Origin of the sequence: Nocardiopsis sp. NPDC006198 (genome assembly GCF_040613895.1) — a bacterium.
Taxonomy (GTDB): domain Bacteria; phylum Actinomycetota; class Actinomycetes; order Streptosporangiales; family Streptosporangiaceae; genus Nocardiopsis; species Nocardiopsis tropica.
In genome coordinates this window covers 233,365-254,027 of record NZ_JBEXSY010000002.1, presented here as the reverse complement: position 1 = coordinate 254,027, position 20,663 = coordinate 233,365, and the positions used below count along the sequence as shown (strand labels likewise).

At 75.9% G+C, this 20,663-nt stretch carries 15 protein-coding genes; 10 read left to right on the top strand and 5 right to left on the bottom strand.

Annotated features, from left to right (window positions below; translation table 11 throughout):
- Positions 1–388 precede the first annotated feature (388 nt).
- On the top strand, positions 389–772 hold the full coding sequence (locus ABZ234_RS02865; RefSeq protein WP_267947162.1) for a RodZ domain-containing protein: 384 nt from the start codon (positions 389–391) through the stop codon (positions 770–772).
- 97 nt (positions 773–869) lie between these two features.
- Here the strand turns inward: ABZ234_RS02865 and pyrE are convergent, their stop codons facing one another.
- Positions 870–1,403 (bottom strand): orotate phosphoribosyltransferase, encoded by a 534-nt coding sequence (gene pyrE / locus ABZ234_RS02860; RefSeq protein ID WP_267947161.1) that lies wholly within the window; start codon positions 1,401–1,403, stop codon positions 870–872.
- A gap of 66 nt (positions 1,404–1,469) precedes the next feature.
- On the opposite strand from pyrE, the gene cutA reads away from it, so the two are divergent.
- A complete protein-coding gene (gene cutA, locus ABZ234_RS02855; protein ID WP_267947160.1) occupies positions 1,470–1,805 on the top strand; it encodes a divalent-cation tolerance protein CutA in 336 nt (111 codons plus the stop codon).
- Positions 1,802–2,410, top strand: a complete 609-nt coding sequence (locus ABZ234_RS02850) for a hypothetical protein (protein WP_355010759.1) — start codon at positions 1,802–1,804, stop codon at positions 2,408–2,410. Before cutA ends, ABZ234_RS02850 begins: the two co-directional genes overlap by 4 nt.
- Before the next feature lie 115 nt (positions 2,411–2,525).
- Here ABZ234_RS02850 and ABZ234_RS02845 read toward each other — a convergent pair whose 3' ends face one another.
- The 3 genes from ABZ234_RS02845 to ABZ234_RS02835 form a co-directional block, all read right to left on the bottom strand.
- Entirely contained in the window at positions 2,526–3,077 is a 552-nt protein-coding gene (locus ABZ234_RS02845; protein ID WP_355010746.1) for a hypothetical protein, read from the bottom strand.
- A 166-nt stretch (positions 3,078–3,243) separates the two neighbouring features.
- Positions 3,244–7,242 carry a type VII secretion protein EccCa gene (eccCa, locus tag ABZ234_RS02840; protein WP_355010745.1) on the bottom strand — a complete coding sequence of 1,333 codons (3,999 nt, stop codon included), beginning with the start codon at positions 7,240–7,242 and terminating at the stop codon, positions 3,244–3,246.
- Between the two features lie 359 nt (positions 7,243–7,601).
- Positions 7,602–9,038: a DUF6177 family protein gene (locus tag ABZ234_RS02835; protein WP_267947157.1), complete on the bottom strand. Its 1,437-nt coding sequence runs from the start codon at positions 9,036–9,038 to the stop codon at positions 7,602–7,604.
- A gap of 855 nt (positions 9,039–9,893) precedes the next feature.
- On the opposite strand from ABZ234_RS02835, the gene ABZ234_RS02830 reads away from it, so the two are divergent.
- From ABZ234_RS02830 to ABZ234_RS02805, 6 genes are all read left to right on the top strand, one after another.
- On the top strand, positions 9,894–10,223 hold the full coding sequence (locus ABZ234_RS02830) for a hypothetical protein (protein ID WP_267947156.1): 330 nt from the start codon (positions 9,894–9,896) through the stop codon (positions 10,221–10,223).
- 19 nt (positions 10,224–10,242) lie between these two features.
- Entirely contained in the window at positions 10,243–10,539 is a 297-nt protein-coding gene (locus ABZ234_RS02825) for a pore-forming ESAT-6 family protein (RefSeq protein ID WP_267947155.1), read from the top strand.
- Between the two features lie 49 nt (positions 10,540–10,588).
- Positions 10,589–11,566, top strand: a complete 978-nt coding sequence (locus tag ABZ234_RS02820) for a TNT domain-containing protein (protein ID WP_355010744.1) — start codon at positions 10,589–10,591, stop codon at positions 11,564–11,566.
- Between the two features lie 87 nt (positions 11,567–11,653).
- A complete protein-coding gene (gene eccD / locus ABZ234_RS02815) occupies positions 11,654–12,979 on the top strand; it encodes a type VII secretion integral membrane protein EccD (protein WP_355010743.1) in 1,326 nt (441 codons plus the stop codon).
- 10 nt (positions 12,980–12,989) lie between these two features.
- Positions 12,990–13,934: an ATPase gene (locus tag ABZ234_RS02810; RefSeq protein WP_267947152.1), complete on the top strand. Its 945-nt coding sequence runs from the start codon at positions 12,990–12,992 to the stop codon at positions 13,932–13,934.
- 1,239 nt (positions 13,935–15,173) lie between these two features.
- On the top strand, positions 15,174–16,433 hold the full coding sequence (locus tag ABZ234_RS02805) for a hypothetical protein (protein ID WP_355010742.1): 1,260 nt from the start codon (positions 15,174–15,176) through the stop codon (positions 16,431–16,433).
- 279 nt (positions 16,434–16,712) lie between these two features.
- Here ABZ234_RS02805 and ABZ234_RS02800 read toward each other — a convergent pair whose 3' ends face one another.
- Entirely contained in the window at positions 16,713–17,456 is a 744-nt protein-coding gene (locus tag ABZ234_RS02800) for a hypothetical protein (protein WP_344185644.1), read from the bottom strand.
- A gap of 210 nt (positions 17,457–17,666) precedes the next feature.
- Here ABZ234_RS02800 and ABZ234_RS02795 point away from each other — a divergent pair, with 210 nt between their 5' ends.
- The gene (locus ABZ234_RS02795; RefSeq protein ID WP_355010741.1) at positions 17,667–20,573 is read left to right on the top strand and encodes a sigma-70 family RNA polymerase sigma factor; all 2,907 of its coding nucleotides are present in this window, start codon (positions 17,667–17,669) and stop codon (positions 20,571–20,573) included.
- The last annotated feature ends 90 nt before the right edge of the window (positions 20,574–20,663 follow it).

Sequence of the window (20,663 nt, the reverse complement as noted above, 5' to 3'; positions counted from 1 at the left end):
CGGCCTGGAGCGAGCGGCCGCCGGTATCGCTCCGGCGGCACCCCACGTGCGTTCCCGGTGGAGGCCGGCGAGCGGGGGAAGGCCCATGGGGCGGGCCGCGCTTCCGGACGTGTCCACCAGGTGTCACCCAAGTATCCCGAATCCACGGAGCCCTTGAAAAGGTCTAGACCAAATTGTCCGGAGTTCCCGGTGTCGTCGCAGCTGACGGCGCAGGCGTTCCCGGTTCTCCGGCCCCGGTGTGAAAAGTTGTGCATTTCGCGGGCGAACGTGAACGCATCATGGGAACCCCTGGGCAGAGGGCCGATCACTGTCGCTTTTTGTCGTGATACGCGCTACATTCAACGCCGTGGGAAGGCATAGGAATGACCCTCGCGGCGTTGGCCAGGTGATGGCCATCGTCGGGGCTGTCCTGCTCCTGGTCACGCTCCTGGCCCTCGGCGGATTCTTCTTGTACCGCTCCCTCCCGGGCAACGGCGCCAGTGTGAGCGCCAACGCCTCGGGAACGGCGGCGGAGTCGGAGGAACCGGAGAACATGGGTGTGCTGCACATCCGTGTGACCGGTGAGTCCAGCGACGTCTTCGTCCGCATCCCCGGAGGCGACGTCCTCCTCGACCAGGAGGTCACCCAGGGCCAGTCGGTCAACTACGCGAGCGCCGAGGGCGGCCTGGAGGTCACCATCGGCGACCCCTCCGCCGTCGAGGTCTTCGTCCACGGGAACCGGCGCGACATCGCCGACCGCGAACCCGGCCACAGCTTCACGATCGACGGTTAGACGGCCGCGCGCCGCACCGGCGCGGAGTGACGGGCCCGACCGGGCCCCGCCCCCGCGGAGGCGGCCCCGGCCGGAACCGCGCCCACGGGCCGGACCGCTACACGTCCAGGTCGGACACGCCGTACACGGCCCGGTAGTCCAGGCCCTCCTCCGTGATCCGCCCGCGGGCGCCCCGGTCCAGGATCAGCGCGACCGCGACCACCTCGGCGCCCTCCTCGCGCAGGGCCTCCACCGCGGTCATCACCGAGCCGCCCGTGGTCGAGGTGTCCTCCAGGGCGAGCACGCGCCGCCCCCGCACGTCGGGGCCCTCGATCCGCTTCTGCAGGCCGTGCGCCTTGCCCGCCTTGCGGACCACGAACGCGTCCAGCCTGCGGCCGCGCGCGTGCGCGGCGTGCACCATCGCCGCGGCGACCGGGTCCGCGCCCAGCGTCAGGCCGCCCACCGCGTCGAACTCCAGGTCCGCGACGTTGTCCAGCATGACCGAGCCGACCAGCGGCGCGGCCTCCCCGTCCAGGGTGATCCGCCGCAGGTCGACGTAGTAGTCCGCCTCCAGGCCCGAGGACAGGGTCACCTTCCCGCGCACGACCGCCTTATCGTTGATCAGACGCAGGAGTTCATCACGTTCGCTCATGACCAGTGAGCCTAGAACACCCGGTCGGGCGGTCCGGACCGCGGCGGCCGGGACGGAGGGACGACCATGCCACAGCACGAGACCGTCCGGGTCGAGACGACGGTCGACACGAGGGACGGCGCCGAACGGCTGGCACGGTCGGTGGTCGACCGCCGGCTCGCCGCGTGCGCGCAGGTGGGCGGGCCCGTCACCAGCTTCTACCGCTGGGAGGGCGAGGTCCGGAGCGACGAGGAGTGGACCGTGGTCGCCAAGACCTCGGCGGACCGGCTCGACGAGCTCACCGCCCACATCGTCGGCGTCCACCCCTACGACGTCCCCGAGGTGGTCGCCGTGCCGGTGGCGGGCGGCAACCCCTCCTACCTGGCGTGGGTGCGCGACGAGACCGCGGGCCGCACCGCGTGATCGCCGTCCTCCTCCCCCCGACCCTCGGCGCCGCCACCCGGCTGCCCGACCTCCACCGGCGGCTGCCCGAGGTCGGGGCGGGCGCCGTCCGCCCCGAGGTGGGCGGGGACGAACTGCCGCCGCACGCGGCGCGCTACGTCGCGCGGGCCAGCCTGGAGATCAACCGGCTGGTCGCGACGGACGCGCCGACCGCCCTCGTCGCCGAGGGGGACGCCGGGCCCCTGCTGGGCGCGGTGGGAGCGGCGCAGCGGGCCGCCCACCGGCCGGTGTTCGGCTACGTGCTGGTGGACGCGTTCCTGCCCCAGCCGGGCAGCGCCGACAGGGCCGGCCTCATGCGCTCGCAGAGCCCCGAGGGCGGCGCGGTCCCGCCCGGCGCCGACTCCGGCGCTCCCCTGCCCGGCGAGCCGCCCGCCTACCGGACCGAGCTGCTGCCGGTGGCGGCCGACTGGCCGGACGCCCCGTGCGCCTACCTGCTCACCGACCCGGCCTTCGCGCACGTGGCGCGGCTCGCGGGCATGCGCGGCTGGACCGTGCGCGAGACGGACCCCGACGGGGCCGCCGCGGCCCTGGCGGAACTCCTCGTCGGGCTGCGCGGCATGTCCTGAGGCCGTGCCCGCTGTGACCGCCGCGCCCCCGCCGGGACCCCGGGACCGGGGCCGGCGGAAGGCCGGGCGGCACGGCCGGAGCACGGGCCGGACACGCCCTCCGGCGGGGCTCCGGTCAGGTGCCGACGGCCGCGGCCGCCCGCAGGTCGGCGGCGAGCGAGGCCACGATCCCGGTGAGCATGCCCGCGCCGGTGACCGCACCGCTCACGAGGGGCACCCACCCCGGGTACCCGGCGAACACCATCGCCAGCCCGGCGAGGCCGAGGACCGACATGTAGGCGGCGGTGAACACGAGGGACCGGGCCCGCCAGCGGCGGGCCAGCGGGAAGAAGTGCAGTCCGACCACGAGGGCGATCCAGGCCACGTTGGCCTGCATCGGCGCGTCCAGGGCCCTCAGCGCCTGGATCCCGCCGACCAGCGCGACGGCCTCGACGGCCAGGACGGCGCCGAAGAACCCGTCGAACCGCATCCGCGGCGCGTCGGGGCCCGGGTCGGCGGCCGGCCGTCGGCCGATCGCGACGACCAGGGCGAGGACGGCGACCACCGCGGCCACGGCGAGGACGCGGAGGACGAGCGCCACCGCGGGGGGCAGCGGCGGCCCGGTGTTCGCGAGGACGAACGCCAGCCCGAATCCGGCACCGATGAGGGGCCCTGCGAATCGTGTCATTGCGAGAACCTACAGCGCTGGACGGCGGCAGCTCCTCCCTTTTCGCCCATGGAGGAGCGAAACGGGTGCTAACCCCCCCAGGGAGCGGGACCGCCGCGCGGGAACGCCGCGGCCGGGCAGGGAAGCGTGCTCCCGACCCGGCCGCGGCGTTCCCGCGCCGGGGGCGTCAGGCCCGGTCCGGGATCGGCGCCTCCCGCACCGCCGTCTGGATCAGCCGCCCCGTGTCGCCGCGGGTCACCCACTTGCCGCGGCCGGGGGGCTGGGGCGCGGCGTACACCCGGGGCAGCAGCTGGCCCTCGCTCCGGTCGCCCGACATCACCAGGGCGCTCGTCCCGATCTCGCGCATCGCCTGCACCAGCGGGTCGTACATGCCGCGTCCGGCGCCCGCCACCCGGCGCGCCACCACGAAGTGCAGGCCGATGTCGCGGCCGTTCGGCACGAACGGCACGAACGGGGCCAGCGGCTTCTGGCCCGCCGTGGTGAGCACGTCGTAGTCGTCCGCGAGCACCACGATGCGCGGCCCCTTGAACGACCCCGGCTCGAGGGAGTCGACGTCCCCGTCCTCGGGCAGACGGCCCTCCACCTCCTTGGCCACGCCGCCCGCCAGGCCGGCGCACACGCGCGGGCTGCTCGCGTAGCCGCCCATGTACTCCTCGGGGACCACGTTGCGCAGGGTGCGGCGCGGGTCCATGACCGCGAACACGACCTCGTCCGACGAGTACCTCTCCACCAGGCTCTCGGCGATGAGCCGCAGGAGGTTGGTCTTGCCGCACTCGCCGTCGCCCAGGACGAGCAGGTTCTGGTCGCGGTCGAACAGGTCCAGCAGGACCGGCTCCAGGGCGCGCTCGTCCACGCCGATCGGCACCAGGCGGGGCTCCGACTCGACCGTCGGCAGCGTGCGGGCCGACAGCCGGTGCGGCAGGATGCGCACCTTGGGCGCCCGCTTGCCGCGCCAGGCCTGGTCGACGGCCCGGACGGTCTTCTCCACGACCTCGCCCAGGTTGTCGCCGTCCGCCACCCCGTCGATGCGGGGGAGCGCCACCTGGCCGAAGAGCTCGGCGTCCGTGAGGACGCGCCCGGGGGTCTTCGCGCTGATCGTCTCCGAGAGCTTGCGGTCGATCGTGGAGTCCGACGAGTCGTTCAGGTGCAGCTCCACCTTCTGCCCGAAGTTGGACTGGGCGGCGATCCGGACGTCGTTCCAGCGCAGCATGCCCGCGACCACGTGGACGCCGAACCCGCCGCCGCGCTGCAGCAGGTCGGTGACCTTCGGGTCGATGTCCTCGAAGTCCTTGCGCAGCGCCCCGAAACCGTCGATGCAGAACACCACGTCGGCGCTGGCCAGTTCCGGCACCTCGCCCCGGGCGTGCATGCGGCGCAGCTGGGCGACGGAGTCGATCCCCCGGTCGCGGAACACCGCCTGCCGGTGCTCCAGCATCCCCTGGATCTCCTCGACGGTACGGCGGACGCGCTCGCTGTCGGTGCGCACCGCCACCCCGCCCACGTGCGGGAGCGACGCCAGGGACTGGAGGCCGCCGCCCATCAGGTCCAGGCAGTACACGGCCACCTGGTCCGGCGTGTGGGTGAGCGCGAGCGACAGCACGAGGGTGCGCAGCAGGGTCGTCTTGCCGCTCTGCGGGCCCCCGATGACGGCCGCGTGGCCGCCGGACGCCGTCAGGTCGAGCTTCCACACGCCCTGCCACTGCTTGGTGGCGTCGTCCAGGACGCCGACCGGGACGTGCATCGGCTCGTGGGTCCCGGGCAGCCGCAGCCCCCGCTCGCCCTCCACCGGAGCGCCCGCCACCGTGTCCAGCGTGGTCGCGGACGGCAGCGGGGGCAGCCAGATCTCCCGGGTCCGCTCCCCGTGGCGGCCGAACTGTCCGACCATCACGTCCAGCAGGGTCGGCCCGACCGTCCGGGACGGCATCGGCGTGTCCTCGCCGGGGGCCTGGGCCGCCGCCGGGTCCTGCCCGCCGTCGCTGTTGTACGCCGTGTACGGGCGCACCGACGGGGTGCCCTCCGAGACCTCCTCCTCGGCGACCGGCCCCCGGTAGGCGCCGGACACGTATCCGGCCTTGAACCGCTGGTAGACGCTGGTGTCGACCTTCAGGTAGCCGAACCCCGGCAGCGAGGGCAGGTGGAACGCGTCCGGGGTGTTGAGGACGGTGCGGCTCTCCTCCTCGGAGAAGGTGCGCAGCCCCAGGCGGTAGGACAGGTAGGTGTCCAGGCCGCGCAGCTTGCCGCCCTCGATGCGCTGGCTGGACAGCAGCAGGTGCACGCCGATGCTCCGGCCGATCCGGCCGATGGACAGGAACAGCTCGATGAAGTCGGGGCGCGCGGTCAGCAGCTCGCCGAACTCGTCGATGATCACCAGCAGGTGCGGCAGCGGCGGCAAGCTCGGGTCGTGCTCCCGCTTGTACGTGTAGTCGCCGATGTTGGACACGTTCCCGGCGTCGCGGAGCATCTGCTGGCGGCGCTGCACCTCGCCGGACAGGCTCGCGTACACGCGCTCGATGAGCGCCGCGTCGTCCTCCAGGTTGGTGATCACCCCGGCGACGTGCGGCATGTCCTCGAACGGGGCGAACGTGGCGCCGCCCTTGTAGTCGACCAGGACCATGCTCACCCGCTCGGGCGGGTGGGAGGCGGCCAGCGCCAGCACGAGGGTGCGGAGCATCTCGCTCTTGCCGGAGCCGGTGGCGCCCACGCACAGCCCGTGCGGGCCCATGCCCAGCTGCGCGGACTCCTTGAGGTCGAGGATCACGGGCTGGCCCATGTCGTCCACGCCGATCGGGACGCGCAGGAACGCCCGCTCGCTGCGCGGCGCCCACAGGCGCTGCACGTCGACGGCGCCGGGGTCCTGCACGCCCATCATCGCGGGGAAGTCGACGCTGCCGCCCTCCTGGGCGGTCTCCTCGATCGACTCCGGGGACAGGCGGAGCGGGGCCAGCATGCGGGCCAGGCCCGTCAGGGTCGCGGCGGAGACGTCGTCGACGGTGCCGCTGGTGACCACGGGGTCGGCGCCGCGCAGCTCCTCGATCCGGACCTGGTCGCCGTCGACGCTGATCCTCAGGTTCACGTCGCCGGGCTCGTCGACCTGGCGGGACACCAGGTGCAGGACGGTGACGCCGAGGTCGGCCGGGTCCACGGCCTCGTCCGGCCGCACGAGCTCGGCGGCCACCTCGCCGTGGGTGTCGTGGACGACCAGCAGGCGCCGCATCATCCGGTACGCCTCGCGCTTGCCCATGCCCCTGCGGACCTCCGACGCGAAGTCGGTGCGCGAGCGCAGCTCGTCGGCGATGAGGCCGCCGAGCTTGGCGGGGGTCGGGGCGATGAGGCGGACGGCGGCGCCGCCCTCGCGCCGCCGCGGGTCCAGGACCTGGGGCAGCCACGGCAGCCAGGACCAGTCGTCGGCGTTCTCGGCCGGGTAGGACACGGCGAGTCCGGCGTCCTCGGGGGCGTGGAACGCCCCGAACTGGGCGGCGAGCGCTCTGACCAGGCGCATCACGTCCTCGCGCTCCCCGATGACACTGACGTTCCCGGCCATGTCCAGGGGCAGGGTGAGCGGCATCTCGGGGACGGACTCGAACCGGCGGATGGCCGCCTGCGCCTCGGAGAGCATGAACGGGTCGGTGGGGGTGAGGGCGGTCCCCTGCTCGGCGAGGCGGAGGGGGCGGCCCTCCGTCAGCCCGCTGCCCACGCGCACCCGGAGGAAGTCGCGGTGCCTGCGGCGGCGCTCCCACAGCCGGGTGGGGTCGCGGACGACGTCGTACAGGGCCTCGGGGGGCGGGTCGAGAAGGCGGGCGTGCGCGCGGGTGCGCTGCTCCCATCCGCCGAGCTCCTCCCGCAGTTCCTCCAGGTACTGGAGGTACAGCTCGCGCTGGTTGCGGCGCTGCCGGGCGACCTGCCCGCGCCGGGAGAACAGCATGGCCAGGGCGGCGAGGAGGGCGACGACCAGGACGACGCCGCCCAGCGCCATGAACGCCGGGTTGCGCATGACCATCATGATCGTCAGCGACGCCATCATGCCGACCATGGGCAGGATGGTCATGAGCGGGTTGCCCTGGGCCTTGCCGTCGGGGAGGGTCGGCGGGGCCTCCACCTCGTGAGGGTCCTGGGCCGGAGTGGGATGGACGGTCCGTGTCGGCCGGTGGACGACGCGAAGGCTCATCGGCTTTCCTCTCGGCGCAGGGGTGGGAGGACGAGGGCGCGGGGGAGGGGTGCCCGTTCCCGGGAGAACCCTACCGAAGCCGGACCTCGGGGGGCCTTGCGGTGCGCACGGGCACGAAGCGCCCCCCGGGCCGGGTGTCGCACACCGACCCCCGGGAGGGGAACCGGACGGCCGACGGCCGCCCCGGGAGCCCCCCGGAGGACGCGTCCCGGTGGACCGGGCGCCACTGGGTGGGATACCGGGGGCGCCCGCATGGTTCACGCCCCGCGGCCTCCGGGCGCCGCCGGCCCCGTACGCGGCCCCGGGGAGGGGAGCGCGCGGAGCCGCGCCCGTCACGCGTGCGGCGCGCACCGGCCGGGTCAGGAGGAGGGTGCGTCGGACGGGCGGAGGTGGTCCATGAGGGCGCGGAAGCGGTCCCACGAGTCGGGCTCGGTGCCGTCCCCGATCCGGTACCAGACGGCGGGCGTCATCGGCGGACCGAAGGGCACGCCCCTGACGGGGGCGGAGAGGGCCCGGTCCGTGCCCATCGAGGAGACGCCGTCGACGCCGACGGCCAGCCCCACCGGGACCGGCAGGCCGGACCAGCGGGGGGCGTAGGTGAGGTCCGCGCGCCCGAGGAGCCGCTGCACGGTCAGGCTGCGCAGTGCCTCGTTCGCGGACAGCTCCTTGACCATGGCGTTCAGGGCGGAGAAGTCCGGCTCCTCTCCGCCGGGCCGGCCCACCGCGAGGGTGACGCTCTCCCGGACCCCGTCGGGGACCGTGCTCACGCGCAGGGTCCCGGTGAACGGGAGGGCGCCCTCCTCGCGCACGCTCTCCGGCCGGCCCGTGAAGGTCAGCCAGGTGGCGCCGGGGGCGCGCCGGCGGCACAGGTCGGTGACGCGGCCCCGGTCCCAGGCGTGCGCGAGGGGCTCGCTGGTGCCCCAGAGGGCGGGGGAGGACGAGGCGAGGTGTCCGGCGACCAGTTCGACGGCCCCGCCCAGCCGGAGGCTCACGGTGGCGGGGTGGACCATCTGGAAGTCGACCAGCAGCTGCGTGCCCGGGACGCCGTCGGCCTCGGACCAGCGGAAGTCCGCATGGGGCAGGGGAGCGGTACCGGGGTCGGCGGGACCGTCCACGACGAACGCCGACACCGGGTCCCACACGAGGGGGACCCCGGAGAAGCCGTCGTGGTGGCCCCCGTCGCCGTTGCGCACCACCCAGCGCGCGGTGCGGTCGGTGAGCAGGGAGCGCAGCGAGTGGGTGATGCGGCTGTGCGCGGGGGTGACGACCTGGAGGTGGCGGCCCTCGCGGCCGTGCCGGGCGGTCGCGTCGACGAGCCAACCGCTCATGGGGACCAGGGGGCGGTCCTGCACCACCACGAACGCCTTCTCCGTCAGGACGGTGACGGCGGGGTGGTCGGTGGAGCCGGTCAGGACGTCCTCGCGCCCCGGCAGCCGGGGCTCGGGGACCCACACCGCGCCGCCGTGCCGCTCGACCAGGTGCTCGGCGAACCGGCGCACCAGCGCCGCGGTGTCGACGTCCGCGAGCTCGGCGCCGCGCGCCTCCACCCAGTAGGGCTGGGCGGGCAGCTCGTCGCTGATCCCGTCGGTGAGGAGGCGGTCCGCCTCGGCGGACAGGGCCAGCCGCTGGGCGGCCTGCATGGCGGCGACGAGCCTGCCGGAGTCGTCGCGCAGCTCGATGACGGCGCCCTCGGAGACGGAGCGCACGCGCAGGTCGGGCCCGGCCGCGACCAGGGCGTCGATGAGGCTGCGCCGGGCGGGGGCCTCGGCCAGCAGGGCGACCACGTCGTGACTCAAGAGGGCTCCTTCGGGAGTGTCACCTGGCGCGGGAAACCCTACCGAACCGGGTGCGGGGCACCGGTCGAGGCCGTTCCGGGGCCGGTGCGGCACGGCGGGCGGGTCCCGGGGCGGTCGCCGGGCCGCCGGGCGGGGACCGGCGCGCACCCGGGGCCGGGGCGCGGGACCACGGGTGACGGCTCCGACGGCGGCGGTTCCGCCGGACGGGGACCGGCCCCGGAGAGGGGGCGGGCCCCGTCCCGGAGAGGGGAGGCGGGGGAGCCGCGGCACGGGGCGCTGGCCGGTTGTGGCCACGCGCCGCCGGTGGGCCCCCGGGCGGTGCCCGGGCGGGGCGCCCCGGGTGCCCGGCCCCGGGCGTCCCGGCCGTTCACCGCGGACGGAGGGGACGGACCCGGCCTCCCCCGGGCCGCGGCGGCGACCCGCACCGCCCCGCGGGGTCCGGGGGACGGGAGGGGTTTTCCCGAGGCGGAATTCGCGGCGGACGTATCCGCTCCGACCTGCGGCCCCGGCCATCCCCCGTTCGGAGCGGAGCCGGTGGCCGCGCCGGGGGCGGGTCAGGCCCCCGACCCGCCCGGGACGCCCGCCACCTGCCCGGACCCCTCCGGCGCGACCGCTTCCGCGCACACGGCCCGCGCGGCCCGGAGGCCCAGGACGGGGCTTCCCGTCCACAGGTCGCGGAGTACGCCTATTTCTTCGTCAGGGGTCGCTTGTACTATTCAGATTCCCCCCACAGGGGTGATCGAGTCCATTGTCCGGTTCCGGGACTCTCCCTCCGAACCACGGGCACTCCGCGTGCATCCTCCCCTTCGGGAGGCGACCGCCTCGCGAGGTCCCCCGAGGAAAGCAGGTGAACAGTTGTCACGCTGGGAAGTCGGCGAAAGCACTCTGAACACGCTGGCCCAGAACACCGGCGGCGCCGGTGACGAGCTGAGCAGCCTCATCCAGCAGCTCATCCAGGCCGCGGAACCGCTCGCAGGAAAGTTCGACGGCGCGGGCAAGGCGGCCTTCGACTCCTTCAAGTTGCAGGCCGACAGCATCACCGCCGACCTGCGCGCCGGCCTCGGCTCCATCCAGGAGGGGCAGGGCGGCATGAACACGGCCTTCACCACCGGTGCCGACACCATGGCCGACGACGCCAACCAGAACATGGGCGCGGCCAACTTCGACGCGGCCAAGTTCCGCTGACCGTCCCCGAGGAGTCCGCATGAGCAACAACGCCTACGACATCGGAGCCTCCCAGGAGGCCCAGACCAACATCACCACCATCACCAACCGGCTCGAAACGCTGATCGGCGAGCGCGACACCGACGTCAGCGCGGCCATGGCCGAGTTCGAGGCCACCGGGGTCTCCGAGGAGTACAGCGCCAAGGAACTCAAGTGGCACAACGCCGGCAACGAGGTCCGTGAGATCATCCGGCTGGTGCGCACCACGCTGGAGACCAACGACGGCACCGCACAGGAGACCCTGAGCCGCGCCAACGCCGCGGTGCAGAACATCTGACCGGTCCCGGGCGGGGCGGGAATCACACGAGAGGCAACGGGGGGCACGGTTGGCACGCGACTACGACAGTCAGCTGCTGGAGTCCGTCGCCGTGCGCCGACAGCGCCTCCGGGAGGCGGTCCTCTTCGGGGGGCAGCGCACCCGGCGCCGCCTGGACGAGAACTTCGGCAAGGTGGCGATCAGTGCCTGCCTCGCCGCCGTCATCTGCGGCGGCACCGTCGGCTGGTCGTTCGTCAGCACCCAGCTCAGCACCCAGAGGGTCGAGCAGGAGCAGGAGGCGTCCGGCCCGGCGAACAACGCCGTCCCTCCCGTCCCCGGCGACTGGGTCGGCGCCCAGGTCACCCTCGACCGGGCCCGGGAGGAGCTGGACGCCGCCGGGGTCCCCCGGAGCCTGTACGTGCTCCCCGGGGACCCCCGCCCCGAGCCCGAGACCGTCGACAGCTACTACGTGATCACCCAGGACGAGGAGGGCTACCTGGCCGCGGCCGTCATCGACTTCGACCAGGGCCGTCCCGGCATGGAGTTCACGACCGAGGACCAGGCGGCGCGCTGGCTCTACCAGGAGCTGGCCACCACCGAGCCCGATCCCGCCCCCCTCACGCAGGCGGAGGAGGCCGAGACGGCGGAGGCCACGGCGGAGCTGGTCACCGAGGTCCGCGAGAGCCTGGAGGAGCGCAGCGGCGGCTCCTACCTGCACGGCCTGGAGGTCGGCGACGTGGTCGACGCCTTCGGCCAGGAGAGCGGGCGGTACCTGTTCCCCGACGGGACGCCGTTCGAGGAGCGCGGCCTGCCCGCGTACGCCCGCACCGGCGCGGACGGCGGGGAGCTGTACCACCGCTACCGGGTCATCCACCCCTTCCAGGTGAGCGCCACCGCCGCGCCGGCGCACGAGGGCCTGCCCGGCGGCGGGATCCGCTTCACGCTCGACACGGCCGGTTTCTCCGAGGTCCCCCCCGCGCCCACGGTCCGCTGGCTCGTCGGCAACGGCTACCTCGAACGCATCGCCGTGGACGACGTACCCGCCTGACCCCGGAAGGCCCGGGCCCTCCCCGGACCCGGGCCCGAAAACGGTGGCGGACCGCCACCCGAGACGCGAGAGCAGGATTGGAAGGCAATGACCGCTTGGAGCCGGGTGACGCTCGTCGGTGAGGAGCGCAGGGTCGACGCCGTCCTACCCGCCGGCGAACCGGTGGGCGCGCTCATGCCGGAAGTCCTCGACCTCCTCGGCGACCAGGTGGAGAACCCCGCGAAGCTGCGCCACCTCGTCACCGCCTCCGGGATCGTCCTGGACGGCGACACCACCCTCGCCGACCGGCAGGTCGCGGACGGGGCGGTGCTGCGGCTCGTCCGGGCGGAGGAGCCGGTGCCCGCGCCCGTGGTGCACGAGGTCCCCGAGGCGGTGTCCATGGCACTGGACGGCCACCAGGGGCGCTGGAGCCCCGAGGCGGCCCGGTGGACCGCGACGCTGGCGCTGGTCGTCCTCTCCCTCGGGGCGGGATGGGTGCTCCAGGGGTACTTCTCCGGGGCCGGCGGCATCACCGGACTGGCTGTGGTCGCCGCACTCCTCGTCGCGGTCGGCGCGGCGGTCGGCCCCACGTGGCGCGAACCCCTGGGCACGGCGCTGGCGATCAGCGGCGCGGCGGTCGGCGGCCTGGCCCTGTGGCTGGCCTGCGACGCGTTCGGATGGCCCGAGTGGGCCCGCTGGGGCGGCGCCGCCGCCCTGCTGGCGGGCCTGGTCCTGCTCCTCGGACTCACCTCCTCCCTGGGCCGCGGCGGGCTGACCGGCGGCGGGGTCGGGCTCGCCCTGGCCGCCGTGTGGTCGGCGGGGGCCGCGTTCGGGCTGCCCGCCCACCAGGTCGCCGCGATCATGACCGTGGCCTGCGTGGTCCTGCTGAGCCTGCTCCTGCGGCTGGCGCTGACGTTCTCCGGGCTCGCCGTGCTGGACGACCGGCGCAGCTCCGGTGACGCGGTGGCGCGCGGCGACGTCCTCACCTCGGTGGCCGGGGCCCACCGGAGCCTGGTGATCGCCACCGTCTCGGTCGCGGCGGCCACGGCGACGGCGGGCGTCGGGCTGGCCACCAGCTTCGACTGGTGGACGGCCGGACTGTCGGTGGTCCTGGCGCTGGTGGTGGCCAGCCGTGCCCGGCTGTTCCCCCTGGTGGCCCAGAAGTCGGCACTCATCGGCGCGAGCCTGGTGGTACTGGTGAGTTTCCTGTTCGCGTGGGCCGACGCCGTGCCGTGGGGCGTGTGGCCCGCGCTGGGCATCGCAGTCGCGGTCGCGGCGATTCCGGCCGTGGTCCTGTCCGTCGAGCAGCCCGAGCACGTTCGCGCCAGACTCCGCGGGGTCACGAGCAGGTTCGAGGCGATCGCCGTCGTCGTCCTGGTGCCGTTGGCGATCGGCGCGTTCGGCACCTACCAGCGACTCCTCACGACCTTCTGAGCGGGGGACGATGAACGCTTCACAGACCCACCTCGCGGGGAACCCCGCCGCGCCCCCCGTCCCGGCGGCCGGCGCGGGGCGCGCGGCCCCGGCCCGGCCCGTGCCCGCCGACGGCCTGGTGCGCAGGATCGGACGCACGGTCCTGCGGCCGTTCCGGCCGGTGGACGAGGTCGCGGAGGCCATCGAGCTGGGACGGCGGTTGCAGCGCGCCACCTCGACGGGGCGCCGCATCCTCGTCGACGACCTCGGGACGGGCGCGGACGCGGCGGTGGTCACCGCCCTCGTCGCCCGCGCGCTGGCCCACTTCCGCCACGACCGGGTGCTGGCGGTGGACGCCACCGGGCGGGCGCCGTCCATGGCCGACCGCCTGGGAGCGGGCGAGCCGGGCGACCTGGAGGGGGTCGACCCCGCCACCTTCGAGTCGGTGTGCGCCAGCCTCGGCGAGGTCGGCGAGAACCTGTGGACGGTGGGCGCAGCGCCGGACCGGGCGGACGCCTACTCCTCGGGGCTCCTGCCGATCTCCCGGTTCTTCGGGGTGACACTCGTGGCGGGCCGTGCCGACGGCGCCTTCCCGGCGGCCGTCGGCGCGGGCGCCCACTCCCGGGTGCGGGTGGTCCGGGCCACGCGCGAGTCCGCGCTGAGGGTCGGACGCGAACTCGACTCGCTGGCCGCGACCAGGCCGGACGAGGTGGGGCGCACCGTGGTGGTCGTCTTCGACGAGCGCAGGCGCGAGGACCCGGCGTTCGACGTGGCGCGCACGACCGGGATCATCGCCGAGAGCGGCGCCGCCGTGGTGGTCGTGCCGCACGACCGGCACCTCGCGCAGGGAGCGGCGGTGCTCCCGCGGCTGATCGGCGAGGCCACCCACCGGACGGTCCAGCTCGTCGCCGCCGAGGCCCTGGGCCGCGCCGTCGACGGGGCCGCGCCCGCCCGCGCACGCACGGAAGGGGAGTAGGCCGTGAACCAGCACCACGGGTCCGATCCCGGACAGGACACCCCTCCCCGGGGGAATCCGGGCCGGGACGACCCGCGTCCGGCACCGCACGAAGGAGCGGACGGCCCCCCGGACGCCCCGCCGCACCACCCCGACCGGGACGCCCCGCCGCACGGCGCCCCCTCCCGGGGGGACGCGCCCGCGGGCGCCGCCGCGCCGCCCCCGCAGGAAGGGCCCGGACAGCAGGGCGGCGGCGGTGCGCAGCCGCCCCGGCCCGCTCCGTGGTTCCCCGAGGAACCCGGACAGGACCCGCCGCACGGAGGCGTGTACCCGCCGCCGGGGCCGTTCCCCCCGACCCCCTACGCGGTGGAGGCGCCGCGTCCCCACGAACCCACCGGTCCCAACCGGACGCCGTGGGCGGACCCCTCCGGCCCGCAGGTCCCTCCGGCCCCGCCGCAGCAGCCGCGGGCCTTCGCCCAGGACTCGATGGCCGAGGCGTTCCTGTCGGGCGCCCCGATACCCACCCCTCCGGCGCAGCCGCCGCCCGCGCCCCCGCAGGGGCCCGGGCCGCGGCCCGACGCGGTTCCGGGGCCCGGTTCCGGTCCGCAGCGCCCCTGGGAGGGCCCGCCCCCGGGGCCGCAGCAGCCGCCGTCCGGGCCCCAGCAGCCGGTGCGCCCGCAGTCCGGGCCCCAGCAGCCGGCGGGTCGGCCGACGTCGGGTCCGCAGCGGCCGTATCCCGGTCCGCAGGCTCCTTCAGGGCCGCAGTCGCCGTATCCCGGTGCGGGGGCGCCCTCGGGTCCGCAGCAGCCGGCGGGTCGGCCGACGTCGGGTCCGCAGCGGCCTTATCCCGGTGCGGGGATGCCCTCGGGTCCTCAGCCCCCGGCCCGGGAGCGTCCGACCTCGGGGCCGCAGTCTCCGTATCCCGGTGCGGGGGCGCCCTCGGGTCCGCAGCGGCCGGTGGAGCGACCGCTCTCGGGTCCGCAGCAGCCGTACTCCGAACCGCAGGCCCCCTCAGGTCCTCAGCAGCCGGTGGAGCGACCGCTGTCGGGTCCGCAGCGGCCGTATCCCGGGCCGCAGGCCCCCTCGGGTCCGCAGCCGCCGATGTGGCCGCAGCCCCACCGGGGCCCGGTCCCGGGCGGTCCCGCGCACCACGCGTCGGCTCCGGCCCGGACCCCGCCTGTCCGGACCCCGCCCGACAAGACCCCGCCTGCCCAGACCCCGGAGCCGCCCCGGCACGCACCCCCCGGGGGCCGCCAGGAGGTGCCCCCGGCCCGTGCCTGGTTCGGCACGCGGGAACCCGCGGAGGCGCCGGTTCCCCGGCCCGACGCCGGAGGCTCCCGCGCGCCCCGCGAGGTCGGGCCGCCGCGCCCCGCCGACCCGCCGACCGTCGTCGGCGAGGACTCGGAGGGGACCGACCCCGACGCGGAGGAGACGGACGTCTTCCTCATCCTCGGAGCCGACCGCCGTGCCCGCAAGGAGAAGGACGAGGAGCCCGCCGGAACCCCCTCCGGCCCCGGCACGGCGTCCCCGGAACGCGGTCCGCGGGCGCGGACCGAGCCGTCCTCCGACGCGCCCCCCGCCCCCGCGGGCCCGGTGCCCGCGGAGGAGACCCTCCTGTACCGGGGCGCCTCCCTGCTCGGCGAGGACGGACCCTTTTCCGCCCCGGCGCGGACCGACGGCCCCGGAGAGGCCGCCGGTCCCGCCTCCGCCGCTCCGGAGGAGCCCTCGGCCCCGGCCCCCGCAGGCGTGGCCGGTGCCGGCGCCGACCAGGTCGGCGCCCGGGATCGGGACGGCACCGGGGCAGCAGCCGATCCCGTGCGGGACCCGGAACGGCCCGGGGGCGGAGCCGCCGCGGAGGCCGCCCGCGCTCCGGAGGGCACCGGTGACGGATCCGCCGTGGCGGCCCCCGCCCAGGCTCCGACCGCGGACCCGGCGGCTCCCGCGGCCCCGGCCGTCCCCGAGTCCTTCGACCCCGCTCCGCCGTTCCCCGTGACCGAGGTCCGCCCGGGGGCCGCCGGCCCCCTGGAGGTGACCGGCTTCCTGGACATCCCGGCCGCCCCCTACACGGAGGGCTGGCGGTCCGAACCGCTCGAACGCCCCGATCCCTCCGAGCGGTTCGAGGGGCTGGCGGGGTTCGAGCAGGCGCACGAACCCGCGACGCCCGAACGGTCCGCGTGGTCCACGGTCGCCGAGGCACCCGCACAGGAGGGGCCGCCGGAGGCCCGTCCCGCGGACGTCCTTCCGGAGGAGGCACGTCCGGGCCCGGCGGCCGGGTCCGAGCAGCCCGCGGCGGCCGGTCCCACGGGCCTCGAGTCCTGGATCGAGGCGGCGGGCACGGCAGGCGCCGTGGGACCCACGGTGACCGAGGTGGCCGCGATGGCGGCCGTGGCCGCGAGCGACGGGCACGTCCCCGTCCCCGGTGGGTTCGAGCAGCGGATCGCCGCCGTGAGGCCCGTTCCCGCGTCCGCCTGGAAGCGCGCTGTCTTCGGTGCGACGGGGGGACGCCTCAACCTCGGGTGAGCGCGGTGCCGGACGGGCGCGGGGCCGGACGCCCACGGCGAGGGGGCGCGTCCGCCTCCCCTTGCGGACGCGCCCCCGGGGAGGCCGGAACACGGCGCTCCCCCTTCCGCCGAGCGGTCCCGGCCGGCTCTCCCGTGTACCGGGGAACCCGGGACCGTCGCCCGGCGGGCGGCCGGCCGGTCGCGTTCGTCCCCTCGGCGAATCCGCGCCCCGTCCGGCCACCGTCCGGCGCCGGGCCCTCCGCTCGGGGGCCTCACGGCGCCGGACGGCGTCACCCGGTCATCCGGGCCTCCCCAGACCCTCGACCAGCGCCAGTGCCTCCCGGTGCGTGGGCGGCAGTGCCACCGACCACACGCCGGCGCCGTGCTCCCAGCCGATGCCCCGGCGCAGCTCGTCCAACCGCGGGTCCAGGTCGTCGGCCTCGGCCGCGACGACCCCGATCCGGCCCCGGCCGATCAGGCACACGGACTCGCCCCGGGTGAAGAACCGGGACAGCTCGTAACCGAGGACGATCAGCCGGGCGGCGCGTCGCCACGGGTCGATCCCGGGGTCCAGCGACACGACCGCCAGCCGGTGGCCCGAGGCGGGGGACGGGCCGCCGTCCGCTCCCCGGTACAGCTCGCCGAGCCTGGTCCGCAGGTACTCCTGGGTGGCCAGACCGGTCAGCGGGTCCTGACAGGTCTCCCGCCCCCGTCCCGCGTCGGCCCACCCCTCGGCCATGGCGCGCACCAGTTCGATCGGCGGGCTCCGCCACCCCGCCAGCGCCGTGAACGCCGCGAGGTCGTCCAGGCTCTGGCCGATCCCCACCCCGGAGCGTGCGCGGGCCTCGCCCAGCCGGGCGCACGGTCCGGCCAGGTCCGTCCCGGTGGCGAAGGCCTCGCAGACGGCGTCGACGGCGGGGGTCCACCAGTCGTCCGGCGGCTCCCAGCCCGCCTCCCGGCTCCGGCGCCCCCACGGGGCGCGCAGGCGCCGGGTGCCGACACCGCGGTCCCACGTCCCGGTTCCCGTTTCGGCATCACCCATGGTGTGTGGCTCCTGATCCTCGGTCCGCCCGGGTGAGCGGCGGGGGCCCGTGCCCCCGCACCGGGTCCCCGCCGCTCGCCCTCACCCTGATTACCGGGATCGGTGGCGGCCATGACGCGGATGCGGGATATTTTTTTCGAGTACGTGTTCTTCCGACGCCGAACCAGCGTTCTTCCTGGCTTGTGGCGGGATCAGATGAGAGGACGTTCGGTGTCCGACGCCGACAGAAATCACACAGAGACACTCGTCGGTGACGCTGAGATCATCAGGCGGGTGCGTGGCGGCGACACCGCCGCCTACGCGACTCTGTACGAGCGGCACGCGGCGTCGGCGCGCGGACTGGCCAGGCAGCTGTTGCGCGGGGAGGCCGAGGCGGAGGACGCCGTCGCCGAGGCGTTCACCCGGGTGCTCAGCGTCATCCGGAGGGGCAAGGGCCCCGAGGACTCCTTCCGCCCCTACCTGCTCACCGCGGTGCGCAACGCCGCGTACGACCGGGGGCGGGGGGAGAAGCGCCAGGTCGTCACGGACGACATGGAGAGCCTCGTCCCGGGCCAGCCGTTCGTGGATCCGGCGCTGGAGGGGCTGGAGAGATCACTGATCGCCCGTGCCTTCCTCTCCCTGCCGGAGCGGTGGCAGGCCGTCCTCTGGCACACCGAGATCGAGGGCACCAAGCCGGCCGAGGCCGCGCCCCTGCTCGGCATGAACCCGAACGGGGTCGCCGCCCTCGCCTACCGGGCCCGGGAGGGGCTCCGGCAGGCCTACCTCCAGATGCACCTGGCCGGCGGCGCGGCCGCGGAGGCGTGCCGCCCGACCCTGGGGCTCCTCGGCGGTTACGTCCGGGGCGGCCTGTCCAAACGGGACACCGCCAAGGTCGACACGCACATGGACGGCTGCGCGGACTGCCGTGAAGTGTACGCGGAGCTGATGGACGTCAACGTCGGCCTGCGCGGGGTCGTCCTCCCGCTGGTGGTCGGCTCCGGGGCGGCGGGCTACCTCGCCCTCACCCCGGGCGGCGCGGCCACGGGAGCCTGGTGGGGCCGGATGTCGCGCCGCCAGCAGCAGGCGGCGGCCGGCGGCGCCGCCGCCGCGGGCATGGCGGTCGCGGTCGCGCTCGCCCTGACCGGCGGGGAGGTTCCGATGGGTCCCGAGGACCCGCCCCCGGTGGCGGCCCCGCAGGAGGAACCCGTTCCCGCGCCCGCGCCGGGGGACCCGGCCGCCCCCGACACGCCTCCGGGCCCGCCCCCCGCCGCCCCGCCCGCGGACGCCCCGCCCCCCGCCGCGCCGGGGGGGACGGCGGCCCCGGACCGGCCCGCGCCCCCGGAGGTCCCGGAGTCCCCGGCGGAGCCGGCCGTGCCCCCGGCGGACGTCCCCGAGGAGGAGGTGGCCGAGGACGCCCCCGAACCGCTGTTCGCGGCGGGCATCGACCCCGTCGGCGCGCTCCTCCCGGGCAGCGAGGGGATCGTGGTCCTGGACGTCCGCAACATCGGCGCGTCCACGGTCGAGGACGTCATCGCGGTGATCACGCTGCCGCCGGGGGTCGAGATGGTCTCCTCCGGCGGCGCCGGCAGCTCCGTCCCCATGGCGACCGGGAACGGCGACTGGAGCTGCTCGTCGGGCAGCGGCGGCGGCCGCTGCGCGCAACCGCGGATGGCGTCCGGGCAGAACAGCACCCAGTTCCTGGACGTGCGCGTGGACGCCGGGGCCGACGTCGGCGTGCCCGCGTCCGTGACGGTGTCCTCCGGAGGCGTGGCCGCCAGTGCGACCGGGGAGCGCGGGGTCTCCTCCGAGGGGGTGGCCGCGCGCTACGCGACGGCCGGGCGGGTGCGGACCGAGAGCGTCGGCAACGCGCTGATGACCTGTGTCGAGCCGGAGCGGGACCACGGGGGGCACTGGCCGTGGCCGTGGCCCTGGCGGCCCGGGAACCCCGGCGTCCCCGGCGCCGGCCCCGGGACAGGGGGGACCCCGGGCGCCGACGGGCGCACCGCTCCGGAGGCCGACGCGGACCTGGCCCGCGCACCGCGGGGGCCGCTGCCCGCGGAGCCCGGCACGGAGGCGTCCCCGGGGGAAGAGGGGTCCCGGGGGGAGGAGGAGACCTCCGAGGACGATGCGGAGGGAGAGGACGGCGGCGCCCCTGACGGAGCCGGCGCCCTGCCGGACGGCGTGTCGCCCACGGCCCCGGAGCGGGACCCGAATCCGGAGGACGCGGACCCGGAGGTCGCGGACCCGGAGGACCCGGACGGCGGCCCCGGGCCCGTCCCGGAACCGGAACCGGGTCCGGACCCGTCCTCCGGGGCCGGGCCGGAGGCGCCGGACGGCCCCTGTGCCGACGCCCGCCTGAGGGAGGGGGAGCACCGCGACAACGACAACTGGGTGATGGCTCCCCTCGAGGGCGATCCGGACGCCACCACCTCGGCGAGCGCCGCGACCTGGGAACTCCCCGAGGGCGGCGCGGTCCGCTGGGCGGGGCTGTACTTCTCGGCCGCGGGCGCCCCCGACGCCCCCGCGGCCCGGGTCAGGGGGCCGGGCATGACGTCCTACCGGACCGTGGCCGCCACCGACACGAAGGTCGCGGACCTGCCCGGATACCCCGCCTACCAGGCGTTCGCCGAGGTCACCGACCTGGTGAGGGCCCAGGGCGGCGGCGAGTGGTGGGTGGGCGACGTGCCGGCCCGGGAGGGCCGGGGCGTCTACGCCGGGTGGAGCCTGGTGGTGGTCCTGGAGGACCCGGGCATCGGCTCCTACAACCAGGCGATGGTGCTCGACGACACCGGGGCGGTCTTCCGGAGCCGCACGGGGATGTCGTTCCCGGTGTCGGGTCTGCTCCCCGCCGCGGTGCCCTCCCACGTGGACGTGGTGGCCTGGGAGGGCGACGCCGACCTGCGGGGGGACCGGGTGACGGTGGACGGCCGCGCGGTCGCCCCGAGCGGCGGGTACGGGGAGGAGGACAACGCCTTCGCGAGTTCCGCGCGCGGAGCCGTGGGGGACCCCTTCACCTTCGGTACCGACGTCGTACGATTCGACCCAGTACTCGGCAGGGAAACGGATATCCGAATCCTCTCCGAACAGGACGCGGTGCTGGTCGGCGTCGTGGCGCTGACCGCCCCGATGCGTACCTGAAGTCCGGTATTCGCGACGGGTTTCCCGGCAGGCCCGGGCGGCCGGAAAAGCCCGCCCCTCAACGGGATCTCGCCTGTGTGTAGTGGGTCC

Coding starts and splice junctions, on each gene's coding strand:
- eccCa (WP_355010745.1), bottom strand. CDS start 7,242: ATGAGCCTTCGCGTCGTCCACCGGCCGACACGGACCGTCCATCCCACT.
- ABZ234_RS02825 (WP_267947155.1), top strand. CDS start 10,243: ATGAGCAACAACGCCTACGACATCGGAGCCTCCCAGGAGGCCCAGACC.
- ABZ234_RS02845 (WP_355010746.1), bottom strand. CDS start 3,077: ATGACACGATTCGCAGGGCCCCTCATCGGTGCCGGATTCGGGCTGGCG.
- ABZ234_RS02865 (WP_267947162.1), top strand. CDS start 389: ATGGCCATCGTCGGGGCTGTCCTGCTCCTGGTCACGCTCCTGGCCCTC.
- ABZ234_RS02810 (WP_267947152.1), top strand. CDS start 12,990: ATGAACGCTTCACAGACCCACCTCGCGGGGAACCCCGCCGCGCCCCCC.
- pyrE (WP_267947161.1), bottom strand. CDS start 1,403: ATGAGCGAACGTGATGAACTCCTGCGTCTGATCAACGATAAGGCGGTC.
- cutA (WP_267947160.1), top strand. CDS start 1,470: ATGCCACAGCACGAGACCGTCCGGGTCGAGACGACGGTCGACACGAGG.
- eccD (WP_355010743.1), top strand. CDS start 11,654: ATGACCGCTTGGAGCCGGGTGACGCTCGTCGGTGAGGAGCGCAGGGTC.
- ABZ234_RS02800 (WP_344185644.1), bottom strand. CDS start 17,456: ATGGGTGATGCCGAAACGGGAACCGGGACGTGGGACCGCGGTGTCGGC.